General features: G+C 63.7%; 15 protein-coding genes. 11 read left to right on the top strand and 4 right to left on the bottom strand.

The features are described from left to right. Positions 1-20 precede the first annotated feature (20 nt). Positions 21-1,160: an MFS transporter gene (locus Q7J44_RS13680; RefSeq protein ID WP_304880745.1), complete on the top strand. Its 1,140-nt coding sequence runs from the start codon at positions 21-23 to the stop codon at positions 1,158-1,160. Here the strand turns inward: Q7J44_RS13680 and Q7J44_RS13675 are convergent, their stop codons facing one another. Next, complete coding sequence (locus tag Q7J44_RS13675; RefSeq protein ID WP_304880744.1) at positions 1,161-2,324, bottom strand: alpha-hydroxy acid oxidase; 1,164 nt, start codon at positions 2,322-2,324, stop codon at positions 1,161-1,163. It lies immediately after the preceding gene. A 137-nt stretch (positions 2,325-2,461) separates the two neighbouring features. Between Q7J44_RS13675 and argC the strand changes: the two genes are divergently transcribed. The 3 genes from argC to Q7J44_RS13660 all read left to right on the top strand — a co-directional run bounded on the left by argC (position 2,462) and on the right by Q7J44_RS13660 (position 4,898). Continuing rightward, positions 2,462-3,379: an N-acetyl-gamma-glutamyl-phosphate reductase gene (argC, locus tag Q7J44_RS13670; protein ID WP_304880742.1), complete on the top strand. Its 918-nt coding sequence runs from the start codon at positions 2,462-2,464 to the stop codon at positions 3,377-3,379. A 197-nt stretch (positions 3,380-3,576) separates the two neighbouring features. Further along, the gene (locus Q7J44_RS13665) at positions 3,577-4,227 is read left to right on the top strand and encodes a pyridoxamine 5'-phosphate oxidase family protein (protein WP_304880740.1); all 651 of its coding nucleotides are present in this window, start codon (positions 3,577-3,579) and stop codon (positions 4,225-4,227) included. 278 nt (positions 4,228-4,505) lie between these two features. Continuing rightward, positions 4,506-4,898, top strand: a complete 393-nt coding sequence (locus tag Q7J44_RS13660) for a VOC family protein (protein WP_304880738.1) — start codon at positions 4,506-4,508, stop codon at positions 4,896-4,898. 41 nt (positions 4,899-4,939) lie between these two features. Here the strand turns inward: Q7J44_RS13660 and trpA are convergent, their stop codons facing one another. Further along, the gene (gene trpA, locus Q7J44_RS13655; protein WP_304880736.1) at positions 4,940-5,731 is read right to left on the bottom strand and encodes a tryptophan synthase subunit alpha; all 792 of its coding nucleotides are present in this window, start codon (positions 5,729-5,731) and stop codon (positions 4,940-4,942) included. A gap of 129 nt (positions 5,732-5,860) precedes the next feature. On the opposite strand from trpA, the gene ychF reads away from it, so the two are divergent. Further along, positions 5,861-6,958, top strand: a complete 1,098-nt coding sequence (gene ychF / locus Q7J44_RS13650) for a redox-regulated ATPase YchF (protein ID WP_304880734.1) — start codon at positions 5,861-5,863, stop codon at positions 6,956-6,958. A gap of 51 nt (positions 6,959-7,009) precedes the next feature. On the opposite strand, the gene Q7J44_RS13645 is transcribed toward ychF, so the two are convergent. Continuing rightward, on the bottom strand, positions 7,010-9,286 hold the full coding sequence (locus Q7J44_RS13645) for an adenosylcobalamin-dependent ribonucleoside-diphosphate reductase (RefSeq protein WP_304880731.1): 2,277 nt from the start codon (positions 9,284-9,286) through the stop codon (positions 7,010-7,012). Positions 9,287-9,414: 128 nt separating this feature from the next. Between Q7J44_RS13645 and Q7J44_RS13640 the strand changes: the two genes are divergently transcribed. Both Q7J44_RS13640 and Q7J44_RS13635 read left to right on the top strand, forming a co-directional pair. Then, complete coding sequence (locus Q7J44_RS13640; RefSeq protein ID WP_304880729.1) at positions 9,415-9,846, top strand: DUF1489 family protein; 432 nt, start codon at positions 9,415-9,417, stop codon at positions 9,844-9,846. Next, positions 9,843-10,526, top strand: coding sequence for a hypothetical protein (locus tag Q7J44_RS13635; protein WP_304880728.1), 684 nt, complete (start codon positions 9,843-9,845; stop codon positions 10,524-10,526). Before Q7J44_RS13640 ends, Q7J44_RS13635 begins: the two co-directional genes overlap by 4 nt. A gap of 60 nt (positions 10,527-10,586) precedes the next feature. On the opposite strand, the gene dnaE is transcribed toward Q7J44_RS13635, so the two are convergent. Next, positions 10,587-14,018: a DNA polymerase III subunit alpha gene (gene dnaE / locus Q7J44_RS13630; protein WP_304880726.1), complete on the bottom strand. Its 3,432-nt coding sequence runs from the start codon at positions 14,016-14,018 to the stop codon at positions 10,587-10,589. A 222-nt stretch (positions 14,019-14,240) separates the two neighbouring features. Between dnaE and xdhA the strand changes: the two genes are divergently transcribed. From xdhA to Q7J44_RS13610, 4 genes are read left to right on the top strand one after another with little or no spacing between them, the layout of a single operon-like run. Beyond that, positions 14,241-15,656, top strand: coding sequence for a xanthine dehydrogenase small subunit (xdhA, locus tag Q7J44_RS13625; protein ID WP_304880724.1), 1,416 nt, complete (start codon positions 14,241-14,243; stop codon positions 15,654-15,656). Then, the gene (locus Q7J44_RS13620; RefSeq protein ID WP_304880722.1) at positions 15,653-18,142 is read left to right on the top strand and encodes a xanthine dehydrogenase molybdopterin binding subunit; all 2,490 of its coding nucleotides are present in this window, start codon (positions 15,653-15,655) and stop codon (positions 18,140-18,142) included. The genes xdhA and Q7J44_RS13620 overlap by 4 nt, the downstream gene beginning before the upstream one ends. Further along, entirely contained in the window at positions 18,135-19,070 is a 936-nt protein-coding gene (gene xdhC / locus Q7J44_RS13615; RefSeq protein WP_304880720.1) for a xanthine dehydrogenase accessory protein XdhC, read from the top strand. The genes Q7J44_RS13620 and xdhC overlap by 8 nt, the downstream gene beginning before the upstream one ends. Next, positions 19,067-20,593 carry an ABC transporter ATP-binding protein gene (locus tag Q7J44_RS13610; RefSeq protein WP_304880718.1) on the top strand — a complete coding sequence of 509 codons (1,527 nt, stop codon included), beginning with the start codon at positions 19,067-19,069 and terminating at the stop codon, positions 20,591-20,593. Before xdhC ends, Q7J44_RS13610 begins: the two co-directional genes overlap by 4 nt. The last annotated feature ends 26 nt before the right edge of the window (positions 20,594-20,619 follow it).

The raw sequence follows: 20,619 nt of genomic DNA, 5'->3' as shown, positions 1-20,619 counted from the left end.
GCAAGAAGCGGAGTCTCCCCATGTTCCATCTCGTGACCGTCGCGCGCGCGCCGCTTGCGGCATTTGCCGCCATGGGTGTGGTCTGGGGCACCTTTGCGGCGGCTTTGCCGGACATCAAGGCGATGCTGGCGGTGGACGAGGCGCAGCTGGGGCTGCTGTTGCTGTTCACGCCGCTGGCGGCGGTGACGGCCATGCTGCTGGCCCCGGCCTTCGGGGCCGCGATGGGGCGCATGGCCTTGCCCGTGGCGGCAGTGACCATGGGTCTGGGCATCGCCCTGCCGGGGCAAAGTGCCAGCCTTGTGCTGTTTCCGCTGTTCATGATGGTCTGCGGTGCGGGCACCGGCCTGACCGATGTGCTGATGAACGCCCGCGTGGCCGAGCTGGAAAACACCCGCAAAATCCACCTGATGAACCTGTGCCACGCCGCCTACAGCTTTGGCTATGCCGGGGCGGCGATTGCCACCGGCGTCATGCGCGGGGCGGAATGGGGGCCGGGATGGGTGCTGGGCACCATGGCGCTGGTGGCGGGCAGCCTTGCGCTGATGACATGGGAGCATGATGGCCAGATCGACGGCTTGCGTCGGCCCAAAGGACCAGGCGCGGCGGCCTTGGGCTGGCTGCCGGTGCTGGGCGGCGGCGTGGTGCTGATCGCCTTCATGACCGAAAACGCGGCGGAGGCGTGGTCGGCCCTGCATATCGAAAAAACGCTGGGTGGCAGCCCGGAGCAAGGTGCCTTGGGCCCTGCGGCGCTTGCGCTGACCATGGGCTTTGCCCGGCTGGCGGGGCAAGGGCTGGTGTCGCGCGTCAACCCCTACCGGCTGCTGACCGGCGGCGCGGTGATTGCGGCAATCGGAGCCTTGGGCGCGGCGGCGGCGACAACGCCGATGATGGCCTATGCCGGGTTCATCGTGATGGGCCTTGGCGCATCCGTGATCGCCCCCACCGCGTTTTCGCTGGTGGGGCGCTTGGCGCGGCCCGAGGCGCGGGCACGCGCCGTCGCCCGTGCCACGCTTTTTGGCTATTTCGGCTACTTCTTCGGCCCGCCGATGCTCGGGTTCATCGCCGGAAGCTTCGGCCTGCGCATGGCCTTTGTCTTTGCCGCCGGTCTGCTGGTGATGGTGCTTGTGCTGTCGCCGCTGATGGCGCGCGCACAGCGCTGATCACTGCCAGCCGTCCGAGAACCCCTTGGGGATCAGCAGGTTGTGGCGGCCAAGCGCGTGCACATCCCGCTCACCACACAGCGCCATGGTGGTGTCCAGCTCTTTGCGGATCACCTCCAGCGCCTTTGTCACGCCGGCCTCTCCCATCGCGCCCAGACCGTAAACGTAGCTGCGGCCGATCATCGTACCCTTGGCCCCCATCGCCAGCGCCTTGAGCACATCCTGACCCGAACGGATGCCGGAATCCATCCAGACCTCTGCCCGGTCGCCCACAGCATCGACAATGCGCGGCACCATGCGGATGGACGAAGACGCCCCATCCAGCTGGCGCCCGCCATGGTTTGACACGATGATCGCATCAGCCCCGAAATCGGCGGCTTTGCGGGCGTCATCCTCATCCAGAATGCCCTTGATGATGAACTTGCCGCCCCATTTGTCACGAATCCGGGCGATCTTGGTCCAGTCCAGCTGCGGATCGAACTGATCGGAAATCCAGCTCATCAGGCTGGAGGTGTCGCCCACGCCTTTGACATGGCCGACGATGTTGCCGAAATGCCGGCGCCTGGTCCCCAGCATCTCCAGTCCCCAGCCCCATTTGGTGGCAAGATCCAACAGCACCGGCAGGGTCAGCTTCGGCGGGGCTGACAGGCCGTTTTTAAGATCCTTGTGGCGTTGGCCAAGGATCTGCAGATCCAGCGTCAGCACCAGCGCCGAACACTTGGCCGCACGGGCCCGCTCGATGATGCGGTCGACGAAATCCTCATCCTGCATGACATACAGCTGAAACCAGAACGGGGCCGGACTGTTGGCCGCGACATCCTCGATCGAGCAGATCGACATGGTGGACAGCGTGAACGGCACCCCGAACTTTGCCGCCGCGCGGGCGGCCTTGATCTCGCCATCCGCCGCCTGCATCCCCATCAGGCCAATGGGGGCAAGCGCCACCGGCATCGTCACCGGCAGGCCCGCCATGGTGCTGGCGATGTTGCGGCCCAGCATATCGACCGCAACCTTCTGGCGCAGCTTGATCTGTGCAAAATCTGATGTGTTTTCGCGGAAGGTCTGTTCAGTATAGCTGCCCGATTCCGCGTAATCGTAGAACATCTTGGGCGTGCGGCGTTTGTAGATGCGCTTGAGATCCTCGATACAGGTAATCACTGGCATCGTCCGCCCCTTCTGATGTGGTCAATCCGCATTACCAATTGGCGCTGATCCGCGCAATTGCAAAGGCAGGGGTGTCAAAGGATGTTTCCCCTTTGGCCCGGATGCGGTAGCACGGCCAAAGACAGAAGGAGGTCGCCATGACAGCATCGGTATTCATTGACGGCGAAGCAGGCACCACCGGGTTGCAGATCCGTGACCGCTTGCTGGCGCGCGGCGATATCGCGCTGGTGCAGGTGGACCCCGCCCGGCGCAAGGACCCAGCCGCGCGGCGCGAGGCATTTGCCGCCGCTGATGTGGCGATCCTGTGCCTGCCCGATGCGGCGGCAATAGAGGCGGTAGCCCTGTGCGAGGGGCTGCCCACCCGGATCATAGACGCCAGCACAGCCTACCGGGTGCACCCCGACTGGGCCTACGGCTTTCCGGAACTGAGCGCGGCCAACCGGGCGCGGATTGTATCGGCTTCGCGGGTGTCGAACCCGGGGTGTTTCTCAACCGGGGCGATTGCCTTGGTCGCACCACTGGTGGCGGCGGGTCTGATCGACCCTGATGCTGCGCTGACGATCAACGCGGTCTCGGGCTATTCGGGCGGTGGCAAGGCGATGATTGCGGAGTTTGAGGCGGGCGGCGCCGGGGCGTATTTCGTGTACGGGCTGGAGCATAAGCACAAGCATGTGCCCGAAATGATGGCCCATACCGGCCTGACGCGGCGGCCGATTTTCGTTCCCGCGGTTGGGAATTATCATCAGGGGATGATCGTGCAGGTGCCGCTGCATCTGCCCAAGGGTCAGTCGGCGGCGGATCTGCAGGCAGCTTTGGCCGCGCATTACGCGGACGGGGATTTTGTGAAGGTGGTCGACGGGGCCAGCCTGCTGCCCCGCGTCAGCCCCGAGCGGATGAACGGGACCAATGTGATGGAGCTGTCGGTCCATGCCGGGCCTGAGGATGACCGGGTGGTCCTGCTGGCCACGCTGGACAACCTTGGCAAAGGGGCCTCGGGTGCGGCGGTGCAGAACCTGAACCTGATGCTGGGGATGGACGAAGGGGCAGGGTTGTAACACGGGCCTCCCCCTGTGTTGTAGGTTAGGTTTTGTTTATAATCAATGGATTGGCAAAGCTATCGTCCTGATCCGTCAACGATTCACCCCGCGAAGGCGGCCTGAAACCCGGCGCAGTCGGCTGGCTTTTTGCATAGACAGTGCGGGGCCGCAGCGCCTAGGCTCACGGCGAAACCCCCTGTGCCTGAGCAAGAACCATGCCCCACCCCCCGCTGAACGACGCCTTTGTGATCCGCACCGAACAGGACCTGCGGGCCCTGTTCCCGGCCACCCACGATCTGGCGCTGCGCAAATGCCAGAACCATCTGGACCCGCATGCCCGCGCCTTCATTGCGCGCGCACCCTTTGTCTGCATCGGCACGCAGGCCCCGGATGGGCGGGCCGATGTCAGCCCCCGCGGCGATCCGCGCGGCTTTGTAAAGGTGCTGGATGACCGGACCCTGCTGATCCCCGACCGGCCCGGCAACAACCGGCTGGACACGCTGAGCAACCTGATCGCCAACCCGGCCATCGGCCTGCTGTTCATGGTGCCCGGGTTCGACGATAGCCTGCGGATCAACGGCCGCGCACAGGTGACGCGCGACCCGGACCTGCTGTCCGCCCTGACGGTGAACGACCGTCTGCCCACCGTTGCCATCGTCGTCAGCGTAGCAGAGGCGTTCCTGCACTGCGCCAAAGCCTTCCGCCGGTCTGACCTGTGGAACCCCGATATGCGGCAGAACCGGCGCGAGATGCCATCGCTGGTGCATATGATATTGGACCAGACCATTGGCGCGCCGGAAGACCCCGAGGCGCTTGCAAAGCTGGATACCGATCTTGAGGACGCCTACCGCAAGTCGATGTATTGAGACGGGTTGCGGGTTAGTCGCAGACCCGCCCCCGCGCGCTCATCGCTTCCTTACGGGCTCATTTCGCGAGAAGCGACCGTCAGGGAGGGTGGAGCGGATGGGGAAATGGGAAGAAGTGCGAGGCGCTGCTGATGCAGCTGTCTTTTGAGGGTCTGTGCAGGTGAGGGTCTGTTCAGGATGTCGGCGCAAATTGACGAACATGAGACGTTCCCAGTTCAAACCTGTTGGCATAAGCATGTTCATGTTTTAGTCTCACTGCAAAACGCAAAGAGGCAATCATGTCCATCATCAGTCACATCACACTCGGGACCAATGACACGGAGCGTGCCGGTCGCTTTTACGACGAGGTTCTTGGTGTTCTTGGCTTTAAGCGCTTGCCCAAGCCTCTGGGTAAAGCGCCAGCTTATGAGAAAGGTGGGATGCCGACGATCTATCTTTATCCACCGGAAGATGGCCGTCCTGCAACATGGGGAAACGGCACTCACATTGCATTTGTCGCAGAGACAAAGGAGATGGTTCACAGCTTTCATGAATCCGCGCTTCGCTTGGGTGGAAGCTGTGCGGGCAAGCCGGGTCCAAGACCGCACTACGGCGAAAACTACTACGCCGCATATGTTCGCGATCCTGATGGCAACAAGCTACAAGCCGTCTGTTATGCCGTAGATGCGTGAGCGGCTTCGCTCTGGTCCAACGACCGCTAGGTCCGCCCCCCCTACGCCGCGTGCGCCCCCGCTGCCAAAGCCGCCACATTTGCCAGCACCTCGGCCACCGGCTTGCCTGCACCGATATCCTTCACGATCGCCGACCCCACCACGCAGCCATCGGCCACGCCTGCAATTGCCCGTGCCTGATCCGGCGTGTTGATGCCGAAGCCGACGATCACCGGCAGGTCGGTGGATTGTTTGATGCGCGCCACCTCTGGCCCCACATCAGCCGCCTGTGCAGCAGCAGCCCCGGTGATGCCGGTGACAGAGACGTAATACACGAAACCGGAGGTGTTTTTCAGCACGGCGGGCAGGCGTTTGGCATCGGTCGTCGGCGTCGCCAGCCGGATGAAGTTCAATCCGGCGGCCTGTGCGGGCAGGCAGAGTTCCGAGTCTTCCTCCGGCGGCAGGTCGACCACGATCAGCCCGTCGATGCCGGCGCTGACCGCATCAGCCAGAAAACGGTCGACCCCGCGCGCGTAGATCGGGTTGTAATAGCCCATCAGCACAATGGGCGTCACCGTATCGGCGGCGCGGAAGTCGCGGACCATATCCAGCACCTGATCCATCTTCATATGGTGGTCCAGCGCGCGCTGACCGGCCAGCTGGATCGTGGGACCATCGGCCATCGGGTCGGTGAAGGGCATGCCGAGTTCAATAATATCCACCCCCGCCCCCGGCAGGCCCTTCATCACCGCGGATGAGGTAGCGATATCGGGATCACCGGCCATGATATAGGCGACGAAGCCCTTTTTCCCCTGCGTGCGCAGGCGTGCGAAGGTATCGTCGATTCTGGTCATGTCCGGCCCATCCCTTTTGGTTGCTAGCGGTTTGCACGGGCGGGCGCAGAAAATCAATGGGGCCTGCGCCTGCTTGATCCTGTGCGCTATCACGCTTAAGAGCCTGTCAACCGCCGGATGGAGAATGTCATGGGTTTCAAGATGGGTATCGTGGGTCTGCCGAATGTGGGCAAATCGACCCTGTTCAACGCGCTGACCCGGACCGCCGCCGCGCAGGCCGCGAATTTTCCGTTCTGCACGATTGAGCCGAACGTGGGTGAGGTGGCGGTGCCCGATGACCGGCTGGACAAGCTGGCCGCGATTGCCGGGTCAAAGCAGATCATCCCCACGCGGATGACCTTTGTCGATATCGCGGGTCTAGTGCGGGGGGCGTCAAAGGGTGAGGGCTTGGGAAACCAGTTTCTGGCCAACATCCGCGAATGCGATGCGATTGCCCATGTGCTGCGCTGTTTTGAGGATGGCGACATCACCCATGTCGAAGGGCGGATCGACCCGGTGGCGGATGCCGAGACCATTGAAACCGAGCTGATGCTGGCCGATCTGGAAAGCATCGAACGCCGCCGCGCGAACCTGGCCCGCAAGATGAAGGGCGGCGACAAGGAAAGCGCGGATCAGGACCGGCTGCTGGCACTGGCGCAGAAGGTGCTGGAAGAGGGCAAACCGGCGCGCACGATTGCGGTGGCGGCGGATGATCTGCGGGCCTGGCGGTTGCTGCAGCTGCTGACCTCAAAGCCGGTGCTGTATGTCTGCAATGTCGAGGAATCCTCGGCAGCGAGTGGCAACAGCCAGTCGGCGCGGGTGGTGGAAATGGCGAAGGCGCAAGGCGCGGGCGCGGTGGTGATCTCGGCCCGGATCGAGGAAGAGATCAGCCAGCTGGCCGACGAAGAGGCCGCGATGTTCCTGGAGGAAATGGGGCTGGCAGAGGCAGGGTTGGACCGGCTGATCCGGGCGGGGTATGAGCTGCTGGAGTTGCAGACCTATTTCACCGTGGGGCCAAAAGAGGCCCGCGCCTGGACCATCCTGAAAGGCACACTCGCCCCGGCGGCGGCGGGGGTGATCCACGGCGATTTCGAGAAGGGCTTCATCCGGGCCGAAACCATTGCCTATGCCGATTACATCGCCGGCAAGGGTGAAGCGGGGGCAAAAGAGGCGGGCAAGTTCCGGGTGGAAGGCAAGACCTATGAGGTCAAGGACGGCGACGTGCTGCACTTCCTGTTCAGCGGCTGAACGGCCCGGTCCTGACAGCATAGGGCGGCACAATGTGCCGCCCTTTTCACATCAGCCGCACTTCGAATAGCCGCAGGAGGCGCAGGTCATGCAGCCCTCTATCATGCGCAGGTCATAGCTGCCGCAGCTGGAGCAGCTTTTGCCGCGCGGGGTCGCGCCGATAGCGACGACCTCGGCTTGCGGGTCGGATTTCAGGCCCATGCCTTCGCCTTCGATGAAGCCGATCTCGATCAGGTGGCGTTCGATCACCCCGCCGATGGCGGCCAGGATGGAGGGGATGTATTTGCCCTCCATCCAGGCCCCGCCGCGCGGGTCGAACACGGCTTTCAGCTCTTCGACCACAAAGGAAATGTCACCGCCCCGGCGGAACACGGCAGAGATCATCCGGGTCAGGGCGACGGTCCAGGCGAAATGCTCCATATTCTTGGAGTTGATGAACACCTCGAACGGGCGGCGGTGGCCGGAGATGATGATGTCATTCACGGTGATATAAAGCGCGTGTTCCGACCCTGGCCATTTCAGCTTGTAGGTGGCCCCTTCCAGTGCTGCGGGGCGGTCGAGCGGTTCGGAGAGGTAGATCACCTCGCCGTCCTGTTGCGCGACAGGGGCCTCGGACGGGGTTTTGTCCGACGATTCCGATACGGTCAGCACCGAGCCGGTCACATCATTGGGGCGGTAGGTGGTGCAGCCTTTGCAGCCCTGATCCCAAGCCGCCATATAGACCTGCTGGAAATCGTCAAAGCTGATATCCTCGGGGCAGTTGATGGTTTTGGAAATGCTGCTGTCGACCCATTTCTGCGCGGCGGCCTGCATCCGCACATGGTCCAGCGGCGGCAGGGTCTGGGCGTTCACGAAATGGTCGGGCAGCGCCGCGTCACCGAACTTTTCACGCCACAGGCGGACGGCGTAGTCGACCACCTCTTCTTCGGTGCGCGAGCCGTCTTTTTGCAGCACCTTGCGGGTGTAGGCATAGGCAAACACCGGCTCGATCCCCGATGACACATTGCCCGCGTACAGGCTGATGGTGCCGGTAGGGGCAATCGAGGTCAGCAGCGCATTGCGGATGCCGTGCTGGCGGATCGCATCCTTCACATCGGCATCCATATGCTGCAGCGAGCCGGAGGCGAGGAATTTATCGGCATCAAACAGCGGGAAGGCCCCCTTTTCGCGGGCAAGGTCCGCCGAGGCGAGGTAGGACGACCGCGCGATGGCGTGCATCCATTGTTCGGTGATCGCGGCAGCCTCGACACTGCCATAGCGCGCGCCGATCATCAGCAGCGCATCGGCAAGCCCGGTGACGCCAAGGCCAATCCGGCGCTTGGCCTGCGCCTCGGCCTCTTGCTGCGGCAGGGGAAAGCGGCTGGCATCGACCACATTGTCCATCATCCGCACGGCGGTGCGGACCAGATCATCCAGTGCGTCCAGATCAAGCGCGGCATCATCGGCAAACGGGTTCGCGATCAGCGCCGCCATGTTGATGCTGCCCAGAAGGCAAGCCCCATAAGGCGGCAACGGCTGTTCGCCGCAGGGGTTGGTGGCGGCGATGGTTTCGCAATAGCTCAGGTTGTTCATCGCATTGATACGGTCGATGAAGATCACACCCGGTTCGGCAAAATCAAAAGTGTTGCGCATGATCTTGTTCCACAGATCACGGGCCTGCAGGGTCTTGTAGACCTTGTCGCCGAACACCAGTTCCCACGGGCCATCCGCCTTGACCGCCGCCATGAACGGGTCTGTCACCAGCACCGACAGGTTGAACATGCGCAACCGCGCGGGGTCTTTCTTGGCCTCGATGAACGCCTCGATATCGGGATGGTCGCAGCGCATGGTAGCCATCATCGCGCCCCGGCGGCTGCCCGCCGACATGATGGTGCGGCACATCGCATCCCAGACATCCATGAAGGACAGCGGGCCGGAAGCATCGGCGGCCACCCCCTTCACCTCGGCCCCGCGCGGGCGGATGGTGCTGAAATCATAGCCGATGCCGCCGCCCTGCTGCATGGTCAGCGCGGCCTCTTTCAGCCCGTCGAAAATTCCGCCCATGTTGTCGGGAATGGTGCCCATGACAAAGCAGTTGAACAGGGTGACCGCCCGCCCGGTGCCCGCGCCTGCGGTGATGCGGCCTGCGGGCAGGTATTTGAAATCTTCCAGCGCGTGGTAGAATTTATCCTCCCACTTGGCCGGGTCTTTCTCGACCGCCGCAATGGCGCGGGCGATACGCCGCCAGGTATCTTCGACCGAGCCGTCAATCGCGGTGCCGTCCTGCGCTTTCAGCCGGTATTTCATGTCCCAGATCTGTTCGGCAATGGGCGCAGCGAATCGGGTCATGGGACAGCCTTGTATTTGTGGGGAATTTCGCGAAGACCACAAAATACGCCCCTAAAGCGCAAGGGTCAACGCCTTGCCCTCACCAATGAGCGGCCTATGCTCTGCCCTTCTGAATGGGGACCGAGTCGGTGGCAGATCATATTCACATCCTGAAACTCTGCGTCGGGGCCGACTCCGTCGAGGATCTGCTGGACTGGCAGCGCAGCCAGCGCGCGCGCTGGCCCAAGGGCCGTGCGGTGCATGTCACCCGCATGTGGCCCAAACGCGCCGATGAGGTGCTGGCGGGTGGCTCGCTGTATTGGGTGATCAAGGGCGTGGTGCTGGCGCGGCAGCGGATTGTCGGGCTGGAGCAGGTGACGGGCGAGGATGGCATCTCCCGCTGCGCCATCGTGCTCGATGCCGAAGTGACCCGCACCCAGGCCGTGCCCCGCCGCCCGTTCCAGGGCTGGCGCTATCTGGACCCGAAAGATGCCCCGCCCGACCTGCTGCCGGGGCGCGAGAAGGAAGAGGCCCTGCCGCCGGGACTGGCGGAGGCGATGGCGGAGTTCGGGTTGCGGTGAGGGGGAACGACAAACATCCTGACGAGAGATTCCACTTTGAAATTTGGAACGGACCAAGCGAAGCGTTCAGAAATACAAATCCCAGTGTTTCATATTGCGAAATTCATAATGCGGATTTTGATTATGGGCTGGCAGCATTTGACTTCAAAATTGCGGCACAGGCTCTGATTTTACGTCAGTGCGAAGACCCGAATATGTCGAATTGGACGTCCCCAGTTCTTCATATGATCCGACAGACCATCGAACTTTACCTCAAGTCTCTAATTGAAACGATTAGATGGAAAGTTGGGGATGAAGCTAGCACAGTGAAGTTTGTCCACGATTTGGAATTGCTCTGGAATCAAGGGCGGGTATGGTTGATCGGCAATGGATATTCCATTACAAATGACACGCGGCTGGAAGCAACCGACCGGCTTGTTGAGAATTTGCATGCTGTAGACCCTCTAGGTGATCTATTCAGATTTGGCACATCACGGAAAGAAGCTTTTGGCCGAAATAAAAGTTCCGACCGCGTTGGGTACAATCAAAGCCAACTTTTCAAGGAATTTGAGCATGCCTGTGCATGTCTTGAGCATTGGATCGCTGTAGTTTTTCGCGAGATCATTCAAGAGGAACAAGGCTGGGAAAAGGATCCATTCTTTGACCAAAACAGTTATCCAAAGATAGAAAGCGGTAGCTGAACACGCTCCTGAAAATAAAATAGTATGATCGAAAGTCCGGAAGGCTACTATTCAACCCCCTCACACCTCCTCGATCATCACCACACCCTGCATCGCCTTGATCGCGCCCTTGATCTGCGGCGTAACCGGGTATTGCTGCGGCAGGATCAGATCTATCTCGCGGCCCTGATCGTCGGGCACGCAGAGGGTGATGCGGGCGCGGTTGCGGCCCTCTACCTTGCCCAGCAGGGTGGCGAGCGACGGCACCGCCTCGGCCCGGTTCAGGTGGATGCGCAGGTCTGACGCGCCGGCCTGATCGGCCACCGCGTCGATGGGTTGCACGCCGTTGGCCAGCAGCTTGACGCCATCGCCATCGGGATCAACCTTCACCGTCAGCACCACATTACGCCCCGGTTCCAGAAACTCACGCGCGGCTTCCAGCACGTCAGAGAACACGGTCACCTCATACAGGCCGGTCGGGTCCGACAACTGGACAAAGGCAAAGCGGTTGCCCTTGGCCGATTTACGCTCTTGCTTTGACGCGACCGAGCCTGCGATTTTCGCAATCAGCGGGCCGCGTTGGGCAAGTTGGGTAATCTCGGTCAGGGTCTTCACATCGCGGCGTTTCAGCGGCCCCATGTAATCATCCAGCGGGTGGCCCGACAGATAGAAGCCGACCGCCTGATGTTCATGCCCCAGCCGTTCCACCGGCTGCCAGTCATCGCGGAAGGCCAAGCGGGGTTCGGGTATGTCTGCCCCGGCCTCGCCGAACAGCGACACCTGATTGCTGGATTTCGCCTCATGGATCGCGGCGGAATAGGCGACCAGCGCGTCGAGCGCCTCGAACACGCGGGCGCGGTTGGGGTCGAGCTGATCAAACGCCCCGGCGCGGGCCAGCATTTCCATCGGGCGCTTGCCGACGCGTTTGAGATCCACGCGCCGGGCAAAATCGAACAGGTTGGCGAAAGGCTTTTCGACGCGCGCCTCGACAATCAGCTTCATCGCCTCGACACCAACGTTTTTCAATGCACCAAGGGCATAGATCAACGCGCCGTCGCGCACAGTAAAGGTGGCAAGACTGCGGTTCACACAAGGCGCGACCATGGTGATCCCCAGCTTGTCCACCTCGCGTTTGTAGACGGCGAGTTTATCGGTCAGGTGAATATCGCAGTTCATCACCCCGGCCATGAATTCAACCGGGTAATTCGCCTTCAGATAGGCGGTCTGATACGAGACCACCGCATAGGCAGCGGCGTGGGATTTGTTGAAACCGTAATTGGCGAATTTCTCCAGCAGGTCAAAGACCTCGCCCGCCTTTTTCGCGTCGATGCCGTGGGTCTTCTTCGCGCCCTCAATAAACTTGGGCCGCTCTTTCGCCATTTCCTCGGCGATCTTTTTGCCCATCGCGCGGCGCAACAGGTCGGCCCCGCCAAGGGAATAGCCGCCCATGACCTGCGCGATCTGCATCACCTGTTCCTGATAAACGATGATGCCTTGCGTCTCTTTCAGAATCGGATCGATGGTCGGGTGCAGCGAGGATATCTCGCGCAGCCCGTTCTTCACCTCACAATAAACCGGGATATTCTCCATCGGGCCGGGACGGTACAGCGCCACCAGTGCCACGATATCCTCGATACAGGTCGGCTTCATCCGGCGCAGCGCATCCATCATGCCGCTGGATTCCACCTGAAACACCGCGACCGTTTTCGCGGCGGCATACAGCTCATAGCTGGGCTTGTCGTCCAGCGGGATCAGGTTGATGTCAAAGGACACGCCGCGCAGGGCGAGCAGGTCCATCGCGTTCTGAATGACGGTCAGGGTTTTCAGCCCCAGAAAGTCGAACTTGACCAACCCCGCCGCCTCGACCCATTTCATGTTGAACTGGGTGGCGGGCATATCGGAGCGCGGGTCCTGATACAGCGGCACCAGCTCGTCCAGCGGGCGGTCACCGATCACCACCCCGGCGGCGTGGGTTGATGCGTTGCGGTACAAGCCTTCGATCTGCTGGGCATAGCCCAAGAGCCGCCCCACCACCTCTTCCTTCGCGGCCTCACGCAGGCGCGGCTCGTCCGCCAATGCCTTGGTGATGCTGACCGGCTTCACCCCTTCGACCGGGATCATCTTCGACAGCCGGTCGACCTGCCCGTAGGACAGCTGCAGCACCCGCCCCACGTCGCGCACAGCGGCCTTGGACAGCAGTGCGCCGAAGGTGATGATCTGCCCCACCTTGTCGCGGCCATATTTCGCTTGAACGTACTGGATCACCTCTTCCCGGCGGTCCATGCAGAAGTCGATGTCGAAGTCGGGCATGCTGACCCGTTCCGGGTTCAGGAACCGCTCGAACAGCAGCGCATAGCGCAAGGGATCAAGATCGGTGATGGTCAGCGCATAGGCAACCAGCGATCCGGCCCCCGACCCGCGCCCGGGCCCGACCGGAATACCATGATCCTTGGCCCATTTGATGAAATCGGCCACGATAAGGAAATAGCCGGGAAAGCCCATGCCCTCGATCACGTTCAGCTCAAAATCCAGACGGGCCTGATACTCTTCCACCGTCACCGCATGGGGGATGATGGCCAGTCGCGCCTGCAACCCGGCATTGGCCTGACGGCGCAGCTCGTTGACCTCGTCATCGGCGAACTTCGGCAGGATCGGCTTGCGCTTATAGGCGGCAAAGGCGCAGCGCCGGGCGATTTCCACCGTATTCTCCAGCGCCTCGGGCAGATCGGCGAACAGGGCGCACATTTCAGACTCAGATTTGAAATAGTGCTGCGGGGTCAGGCGGCGGCGGGGCTGCTGCTGGTCCACATAGGCCCCCTCGGCAATGCAGATCAGCGCGTCATGCGCCTCATACATCTCGGCCTTGGGGAAGTAGACATCATTGGTCGCCACCAGCGGCAGGCCCATGTCATAGGCCAGCTCGACATGGCCGCGCTCCGACCCGGCCTCGGCGGGCGGCAGTTTGCCCCCTTCGCCGGGATGGCGCTGCAACTCGACATACAGCCGGTCCTGAAAGGCCGCCGCCAACTGCTCCAGCAGCGCGCGCGCCTTTGGCATCTGCCCGGCCTGCAGAAACCGGCCCAGCGGGCCGTCCGGCCCCCCGGTCAGGCAGATCAGCCCCTCGGCATGGCGGGTCAGATCGTCCACCGTCACATGCGGCAGCTGCCCGTCGCCGCGCAGGTACAGGCAGGAGTTCAGCTTCATCAGGTTCATGTAGCCCGCATCGTTCTGCGCCAACAGGACGATGGGCGCGGGCGCACGGGGCCGCTCGCCGGGCTGGGCCGGATCATGGGCCAGACTGACCTGACAGCCGACAATCGGCTGCACCCCGGCCCCCTGCGCGGTCACCGAAAATTCCAGTGCCGCAAACATGTTGTTGGTGTCGGTCACCGCAATGGCCGGCATCTGCCCCGCCACCGCCAGCTTGACCAGTGACTTGACCGGCACCGCCCCTTCCAGCAAGGAATGTTCGGTGTGGACGCGCAGGTGAATGAATCGTGGGTGCTGTGACATAGGGCTAGCCTAGCGAAGCATCCCTCCGGGGGAAAGGGCGCCTCATTCTTCGGCAAATCCCGATGGTGCTTCAAATGCGGGCCCGGATATTTGTCTTGCCTTGTGGCGCATCGCCTTGCTTGATGATCTGACAGGGAGATAAGGGGTGCATACCCGTTTTACGCCGCATCGGGCGGGTATGCAGAAAACCTCGAACGGGGAGAAGGCGGCGGACGAACACATATGTCGCAGATTGCGTTTCACCTGAACGGAGCGCCTGTCCGCGTGTCCGACGAGGCGCCCACGCGGACGCTTCTGGACTGGCTGCGCGAAAGCCGTGGGCTGACCGGCACCAAAGAGGGCTGCAACGAGGGCGATTGCGGGGCCTGCACGGTGATGGTCACCGATGCAAATGGCAGCCGCGCGCTGAACGCCTGCATTCTGTTCCTGCCGCAGCTGGACGGCAAGGCGGTGCGCACGGTCGAAGGCATCGCCGGGCCGAACGGCGAGGCGCATCCGGTGCAGCAGGCGATGATCGATCACCACGGATCGCAATGCGGCTTCTGCACACCGGGGTTCATCGTGTCGATGGCAACAGCCCATCTGAACGGCGCCACCGACCACGATGACCAGCTGGCCGGCAACCTGTGCCGCTGTACCGGCTATGCCCCGATCATCCGCGCGGCACAGGCGGCTGAGGTCGCTCCGGTGCCGGCCTGGATGACGACGGATCGTGATATTTTTAGTCCTCAAGTATCCCCGGGGGGTGAGGCCGCAGGCCGAGGGGGGCAGGCAGCCCCCCTGCACGGCTTCCGCCCGCGCAACAGTGACGAGCTGGCGGCTTGGTACCTCGCCAGCCCCGACGCCACGCTGATCGCCGGGGCGACGGATGTCGGCCTTTGGGTCACCAAACAGCTGCGCGCGCTGTCGCCGGTGGCGTTTGTGGCGGGCATCGAAGACCTGCGCCAAATCGATGATCAGGGCGACACCCTGCGCATTGGCGCTGCTGTCACCATTGCCGATCTGCGCGGCGCCCTCGCCCCGCGCTTTCCGTCCTTCGGCGAATTGCTGCGGCGCTATTCCAGCGAGCAGGTGCGCAATGCGGCCACCATCGGCGGCAATATTGCCAATGGCTCGCCCATCGGTGACGGGCCACCGGCCTTGATCGCACTGGGAGCCACCCTGCACCTGCGCCGCGGCGATGTGCGGCGCGAGATGGCGCTGGAGGATTTCTTTATCGCGTATCGCAAGCAGGACCGGCAGCCGGGGGAATTTGTCGAAGCCGTGACCATCCCCGCAACTGCCCCGAACCTGCGTTGCTACAAGCTGTCGAAGCGGTTCGATCAGGATATCTCGGCCGTCTGCGGCTGCTTCAATCTGGAAACGGCGGATGGGGTGATCACCTCGGCCCGCATCGCCTTTGGCGGCATGGCGGGCACGCCGAAACGGGCGGCGGCGGTAGAGGGCGCGCTGATCGGCAGACCGATGACGCCGGAAACGGCGGACGCGGCGGCGGCTCTGATGACGCAGGATTTCGCGCCGCTCTCTGACATGCGGGCAAGTGCGGCCTATCGGCTGACCACCGCGCAGAACATGCTGCGGCGCTATGTGCATGATCTTGCCGGTGTATCGGTGTCAGTTCTGGAGGTGCGGGCATGAGCATGGGCAAACCCCTGCCGCATGACGCGGCCCCACTGCATGTGACCGGACAGGCACGCTATGTCGATGACATCCCGCTGCCCGGCAATGCGCTGCATCTGGCCTTTGGCCTGTCAACCATCGCCCATGGCGATGTGACAGCGCTCGACCTGTCGGAGGTGCGCGCCGCTCCCGGCGTGGTGGCGGTCTATGGGCCACAGGATTTTGACGAGGTGCCCGATTGCAGCCCCTCGGCCCATGACGAACCGATGATTTCGACCGGGCCGGTGCATTATCTGGGGATGCCGCTGTTTCTGGTGGCCGCCGACAGCCATCTGGCAGCGCGCAAGGCGGCACGGCTGGCCAAGGTCAGCTATGCCGAAAAGCCAGCGTTGTTGACAGTGGATGACGCCTTGGCCGCCAACAGCCGGTTCGAGGACGGGCCGGTGATCTGGGTCAAGGGCGATGCCGCCCGCGCGATTGACGCGGCCCCGCATCAGGTAGAAGGCCGGTTCGAGGTCGGCGGGCAAGAGCATTTCTATCTGGAGGGTCAGGTCGCGGCCTGCCTGCCGCTGGAGGGCGGCGATCTGCTGGTGCATTCGTCCACCCAGCACCCGTCCGAGATCCAGCACAAGGTCGCCCACGCCCTGCACCTGCCGATGAGCGCCGTGCGGGTCGAGGTGCGGCGGATGGGCGGCGGTTTTGGCGGCAAGGAATCTCAGGGCAACGCGCTGGCCATCGCCTGCGCCGTGGTGGCGTCCCGTACCGGGCGACCCGCCAAGATGCGCTATGACCGCGATGACGACATGATGATCACCGGCAAGCGCCATGACCTGCGCATCCTCTATCGCGCCGGGTTTGATGATCAGGGCAAGCTGACCGGGGTGGACTTCACCCACCTGTTCCGTTGCGGCTGGGCGCAGGACCTGTCCTTGCCGGTGGCTGACCGTGCCATGCTGCATGCCGACAACTGCTATCACCTGCCTGACATCCGTATCGAAAGCCATCGCCTGAAAACCCACACCCAAAGCGCCACCGCCTTCCGCGGTTTTGGCGGGCCGCAGGGCATGGTGGGGATCGAACGGGTGATGGACCATGTGGCACATACGCTGGGCTGCGACCCGCTGGAGGTGCGGCGGGTGAATTTCTATGCGGCGATGGTCGGCGGGGATTTGCCGGGCGGGGAGGCCAGTCTGGCGGATACCGCGCCGGACCGCCCGCCGGTGGATGACGAGGTGGACCTGACCTCACGCGGGGCGATTGCGGCAACCCCCGGGGGCGCTTCGCCCCCCCAGTCCATTGGTTCCTCGAACCAATGGCGAAACCAATGGACTACCCCCGAGAGTATTTTCGCCAAGATGAATGCGGCAGGGCAGAGCACGCCGTTTTTCATGCCGGTGGAGGATTTCATCGGGCATGAGCTGGTGGGGCGGCTGGTGGAGACATCGGATTACGCGGCGCGGCGGGCGGCGATTGCGGCCTGGAATGCGACGTCGCCGATCCTCAAGCGCGGGATTGCGCTGACGCCGGTGAAGTTCGGGATTTCGTTCACGCTGACGCATCTGAATCAGGCCGGCGCTTTGGTGCATGTGTATCAGGATGGGTCGATCCACCTGAACCATGGCGGCACCGAGATGGGGCAAGGTCTGTTCCAGAAGGTGGCGCAGGTGGCGGCGGGGGTGTTCGGGGTGGACCCTGCGGTGGTGAAGATCACCGCGACCGATACCGCCAAGGTGCCCAACACCAGCGCCACGGCGGCCAGTTCCGGGTCTGACCTGAACGGCATGGCAGCCCGGGCGGCCTGCATCACCATCCGCGACCGGATGGCAGAGTTTGTCGCGGGCAAGCATCAGGCCGACCCGGCGTCGGTGCGGTTTGAAGGTGGCGTCGTCAAGGTGGCGGGTGAGGTTTATGACTTCGCACGCGTGGCGATGTGGGCCTATCAGGCGCGAGTCAGCCTGTCGTCGACCGGGTTCTACGCCACGCCAAAGCTGCAATGGGACCGCAAGGCGGGTAAGGGGCGGCCCTTCCTGTACTTCGCCTATGGCGCGGCGGTGACAGAGGTGGTGATCGACACGCTGACCGGCGAAAACCGCATTCTGCGCGCCGATCTGTTGCACGATACCGGCAGCAGCCTGAATTCGGCGCTGGATATCGGGCAGATCGAGGGGGCTTACGTTCAGGGCGCGGGCTGGCTGACCACGGAAGAGCTGGTCTGGGATGGCAAGGGGCGGCTGACCACGCATGCCCCCAGCACCTACAAGATCCCCGCCTGTTCGGACCGGCCCGATGTGTTCAACGTGGCCCTCTGGGGGCAGCCCAACCGCGAAGACACGGTGGGCCGGTCGAAAGCGGTGGGCGAGCCGCCGTTCATGCTGGGCATCTCGGCGCTGTATGCGCTCTCGGATGCGGTGGCGGCTTGCGGGCCGGGCTATCCGGCACTGGACGCGCCCGCCACAGCCGAACGGGTTCTGGCGGCGGTGGGTCGGGTGCGTGGCGATGTTTGATCTGGCGGAGCTGGCGGCAGTGGTGGCGGCGCATGGGGCTGTCGCGCGGGTGGTGATTGCCGCGCATGACGGGTCATCGCCGCGAGAGCCGGGGGCGGCAATGCTGGTCTGGGCGGATGGGCAATCAGGGACCATCGGCGGCGGCGCGCTGGAATATGAGGCGGCGGCTGACGCGCGGGCGATGCTGGCGGCGGGCGGGCATCGCCTGCGGCGGGTGCCTTTGGGGCCTGCGCTTGGGCAATGCTGCGGTGGCGCGGTCACGCTGTTGACCGAAGTGTATGACGCCGGGTGCCTGCCCATGGCCGAGGCCGGGGTGGTGGCGCGCAGCACCGATGGGCGGGCGATGCCGCTGGGGGTGAAACGGTTGCTGGACCGGGCGCGGGGGCAAGGCGTGATGCCAGAGCCGCAGCTGGTGCAGGGCTGGTTCGTGGAGCCGGTGGCGGCCCCGGCGCGCGATCTGTGGATCTGGGGTGCCGGGCATGTGGGCCGGGCGCTGGTGGGGGTGCTGGCCCCGCTGCCGGGGCTGCGGGTTACATGGGTGGATGTTGCAGCAGACCGCTTTCCCGATACGATCCCCAAGGGCGTGACCGCCCTGCCCTGCGCCGATGCGGCACGTTTGGTGCCGCATGCGCCGCGCGGTGCCGAGCATCTGGTGCTGACCTATAGCCATGCGCTTGATCTGGATCTGTGCCACCGTCTGCTGACCCACGGTTTTGCCCGCGCCGGGGTGATCGGATCGGCCACCAAATGGGCGCGGTTCCGCTCGCGGCTGGCCGCTCTTGGCCACGCGCCGGGCCAAATCGCCCGCATTGATTGCCCGATTGGCGACCCTGCCCTGGGCAAGCACCCTCAGGCCATCGCCATCGGCGTGGCGCAGGCCGTTCTGCGGCAGACCGCCATCCCTTTGCTCAAGGAGAACGCCCTATGACACGGCCCGAACTGTTGCGCGTCGAGGGGGTGACAAAGGCCTATCCCGGCGTGGTCGCGAACTCTGATGTGTCTTTCGCGATTTCTGAGGGCGAGATTCACGCCCTGCTCGGCGAAAATGGCGCCGGGAAGTCAACGCTGGTCAAGATGATCTACGGTCTGGTGAAACCGGACTCGGGGCAGATGACCCTGCGCGGGGCGGCCTATACGCCCGCCGAGCCTCGGGCCGCACGGGCGAGCGGCGTGGCCATGGTGTTCCAGCATTTCAGCCTGTTCGAGGCGCTGAATGTCGCCGAAAACGTCGCCCTTGGCATGGAAAATCCGCCCCCCATGAAGGAGCTGGCCAGCCGCATCAAGTCGGTCAGCGAGGAATACGGCTTGCCGCTGGACCCGGGCCGGATGGTGGGCGATCTGTCCGCCGGAGAGCGGCAGCGGGTGGAGATTGTGCGCTGTCTGCTGCAGGACCCCAAGCTGCTGATCATGGACGAGCCGACAAGCGTTCTGACCCCGCAGGAGGTGGACATCCTGTTCCGCACCCTGCGCCAGCTGTCGGCGGAAGGCACCGCGATCCTGTATATCAGCCACAAGCTGGAAGAGATCCGCACGCTGTGTGACGAGGCGACGATCCTGCGGCGCGGCAAGGTGGTGGCAACCTGCACCCCGCGTGAGCGGTCGGCGCGCGAGATGGCAGAGCTGATGATTGGGGCCACACTGACCCCGCCGGAACGGGCGGGCGGCACCAAAGGGGCGACGGCGCTGGAAGTGGTGGATCTGTCGGTCGCCTCGCCCATTCCCTTTGGCACCTCTTTGAAGAATGTCAGCTTCAAGGTGGCCAAGGGTGAGGTGCTGGGCATCGCCGGGGTGGCGGGCAACGGGCAGGACGAATTGCTGCTGGCGCTGTCGGGTGAGGTGCGGGCAGCGCAGGGCGCGGTCAGGATCGACGGCGCGGGCGTGGGGCAAACCGGCCCGAATGAGCGTCGGGCGCTGGGGCTGGTGGCGGCCCCCGAAGAACGGCTGGGCCATGCGGCGGCACCGGACATGTCATTGGTCGAGAATGCGCTGCTGTCGGGGGCCTTGCGCAAGGGTTTGACGAAGAACGGCTTCATCGACTGGGGCGCGACAGAGGCGTTTGCCGCCGGTATCGTCAAGGACTTCGACGTGCGCACGCCGGGCACCCATGTGGCAGCGCGGGCGCTGTCGGGCGGCAACCTGCAGAAATTCGTGGTGGGGCGTGAGCTGAGCCAGACGCCGACGGTGATCGTGATCAACCAGCCGACATGGGGTGTTGATGCGGCGGCGGCGGCCAGCATCCGGCAGGCGATCCTCGACCGCGCCGCCGGAGGGGCGGCGGTGGTGGTGATCAGCCAGGATCTGGATGAGCTGCTGGAAATCGCCGACACCTTCGCCGCGCTGAACGAGGGGCGGCTGACCTCGCCGCGCCCGGTGGCGGGGCTGACGATAGACGAGATCGGGCTGATGATGGGCGGCGCGCATGGCATGGAGGTGGCGCATCATGGCCACTGAGCGCAGTGCAGCAGGCGGCGACAAGA

Origin of the sequence: Pseudotabrizicola sp. (genome assembly GCF_030656345.1) — a bacterium.
Lineage (GTDB): Bacteria > Pseudomonadota > Alphaproteobacteria > Rhodobacterales > Rhodobacteraceae > Pseudotabrizicola.
Note: the sequence above shows the minus strand (reverse complement) of the source record. Positions and strands in the feature narration are given on the sequence as shown.

What these genes read in the sequence shown, in the direction of transcription:
- Q7J44_RS13680 (WP_304880745.1), top strand. Translation starts at nt 21, where the DNA reads ATGTTCCATCTCGTGACCGTCGCGCGCGCGCCGCTTGCGGCATTTGCC.
- Q7J44_RS13675 (WP_304880744.1), bottom strand. Translation starts at nt 2,324, where the DNA reads ATGCCAGTGATTACCTGTATCGAGGATCTCAAGCGCATCTACAAACGC.
- argC (WP_304880742.1), top strand. Translation starts at nt 2,462, where the DNA reads ATGACAGCATCGGTATTCATTGACGGCGAAGCAGGCACCACCGGGTTG.
- Q7J44_RS13665 (WP_304880740.1), top strand. Translation starts at nt 3,577, where the DNA reads ATGCCCCACCCCCCGCTGAACGACGCCTTTGTGATCCGCACCGAACAG.
- Q7J44_RS13660 (WP_304880738.1), top strand. Translation starts at nt 4,506, where the DNA reads ATGTCCATCATCAGTCACATCACACTCGGGACCAATGACACGGAGCGT.
- trpA (WP_304880736.1), bottom strand. Translation starts at nt 5,731, where the DNA reads ATGACCAGAATCGACGATACCTTCGCACGCCTGCGCACGCAGGGGAAA.
- ychF (WP_304880734.1), top strand. Translation starts at nt 5,861, where the DNA reads ATGGGTTTCAAGATGGGTATCGTGGGTCTGCCGAATGTGGGCAAATCG.
- Q7J44_RS13645 (WP_304880731.1), bottom strand. Translation starts at nt 9,286, where the DNA reads ATGACCCGATTCGCTGCGCCCATTGCCGAACAGATCTGGGACATGAAA.
- dnaE (WP_304880726.1), bottom strand. Translation starts at nt 14,018, where the DNA reads ATGTCACAGCACCCACGATTCATTCACCTGCGCGTCCACACCGAACAT.
- xdhA (WP_304880724.1), top strand. Translation starts at nt 14,241, where the DNA reads ATGTCGCAGATTGCGTTTCACCTGAACGGAGCGCCTGTCCGCGTGTCC.
- Q7J44_RS13620 (WP_304880722.1), top strand. Translation starts at nt 15,653, where the DNA reads ATGAGCATGGGCAAACCCCTGCCGCATGACGCGGCCCCACTGCATGTG.
- xdhC (WP_304880720.1), top strand. Translation starts at nt 18,135, where the DNA reads ATGTTTGATCTGGCGGAGCTGGCGGCAGTGGTGGCGGCGCATGGGGCT.
- Q7J44_RS13610 (WP_304880718.1), top strand. Translation starts at nt 19,067, where the DNA reads ATGACACGGCCCGAACTGTTGCGCGTCGAGGGGGTGACAAAGGCCTAT.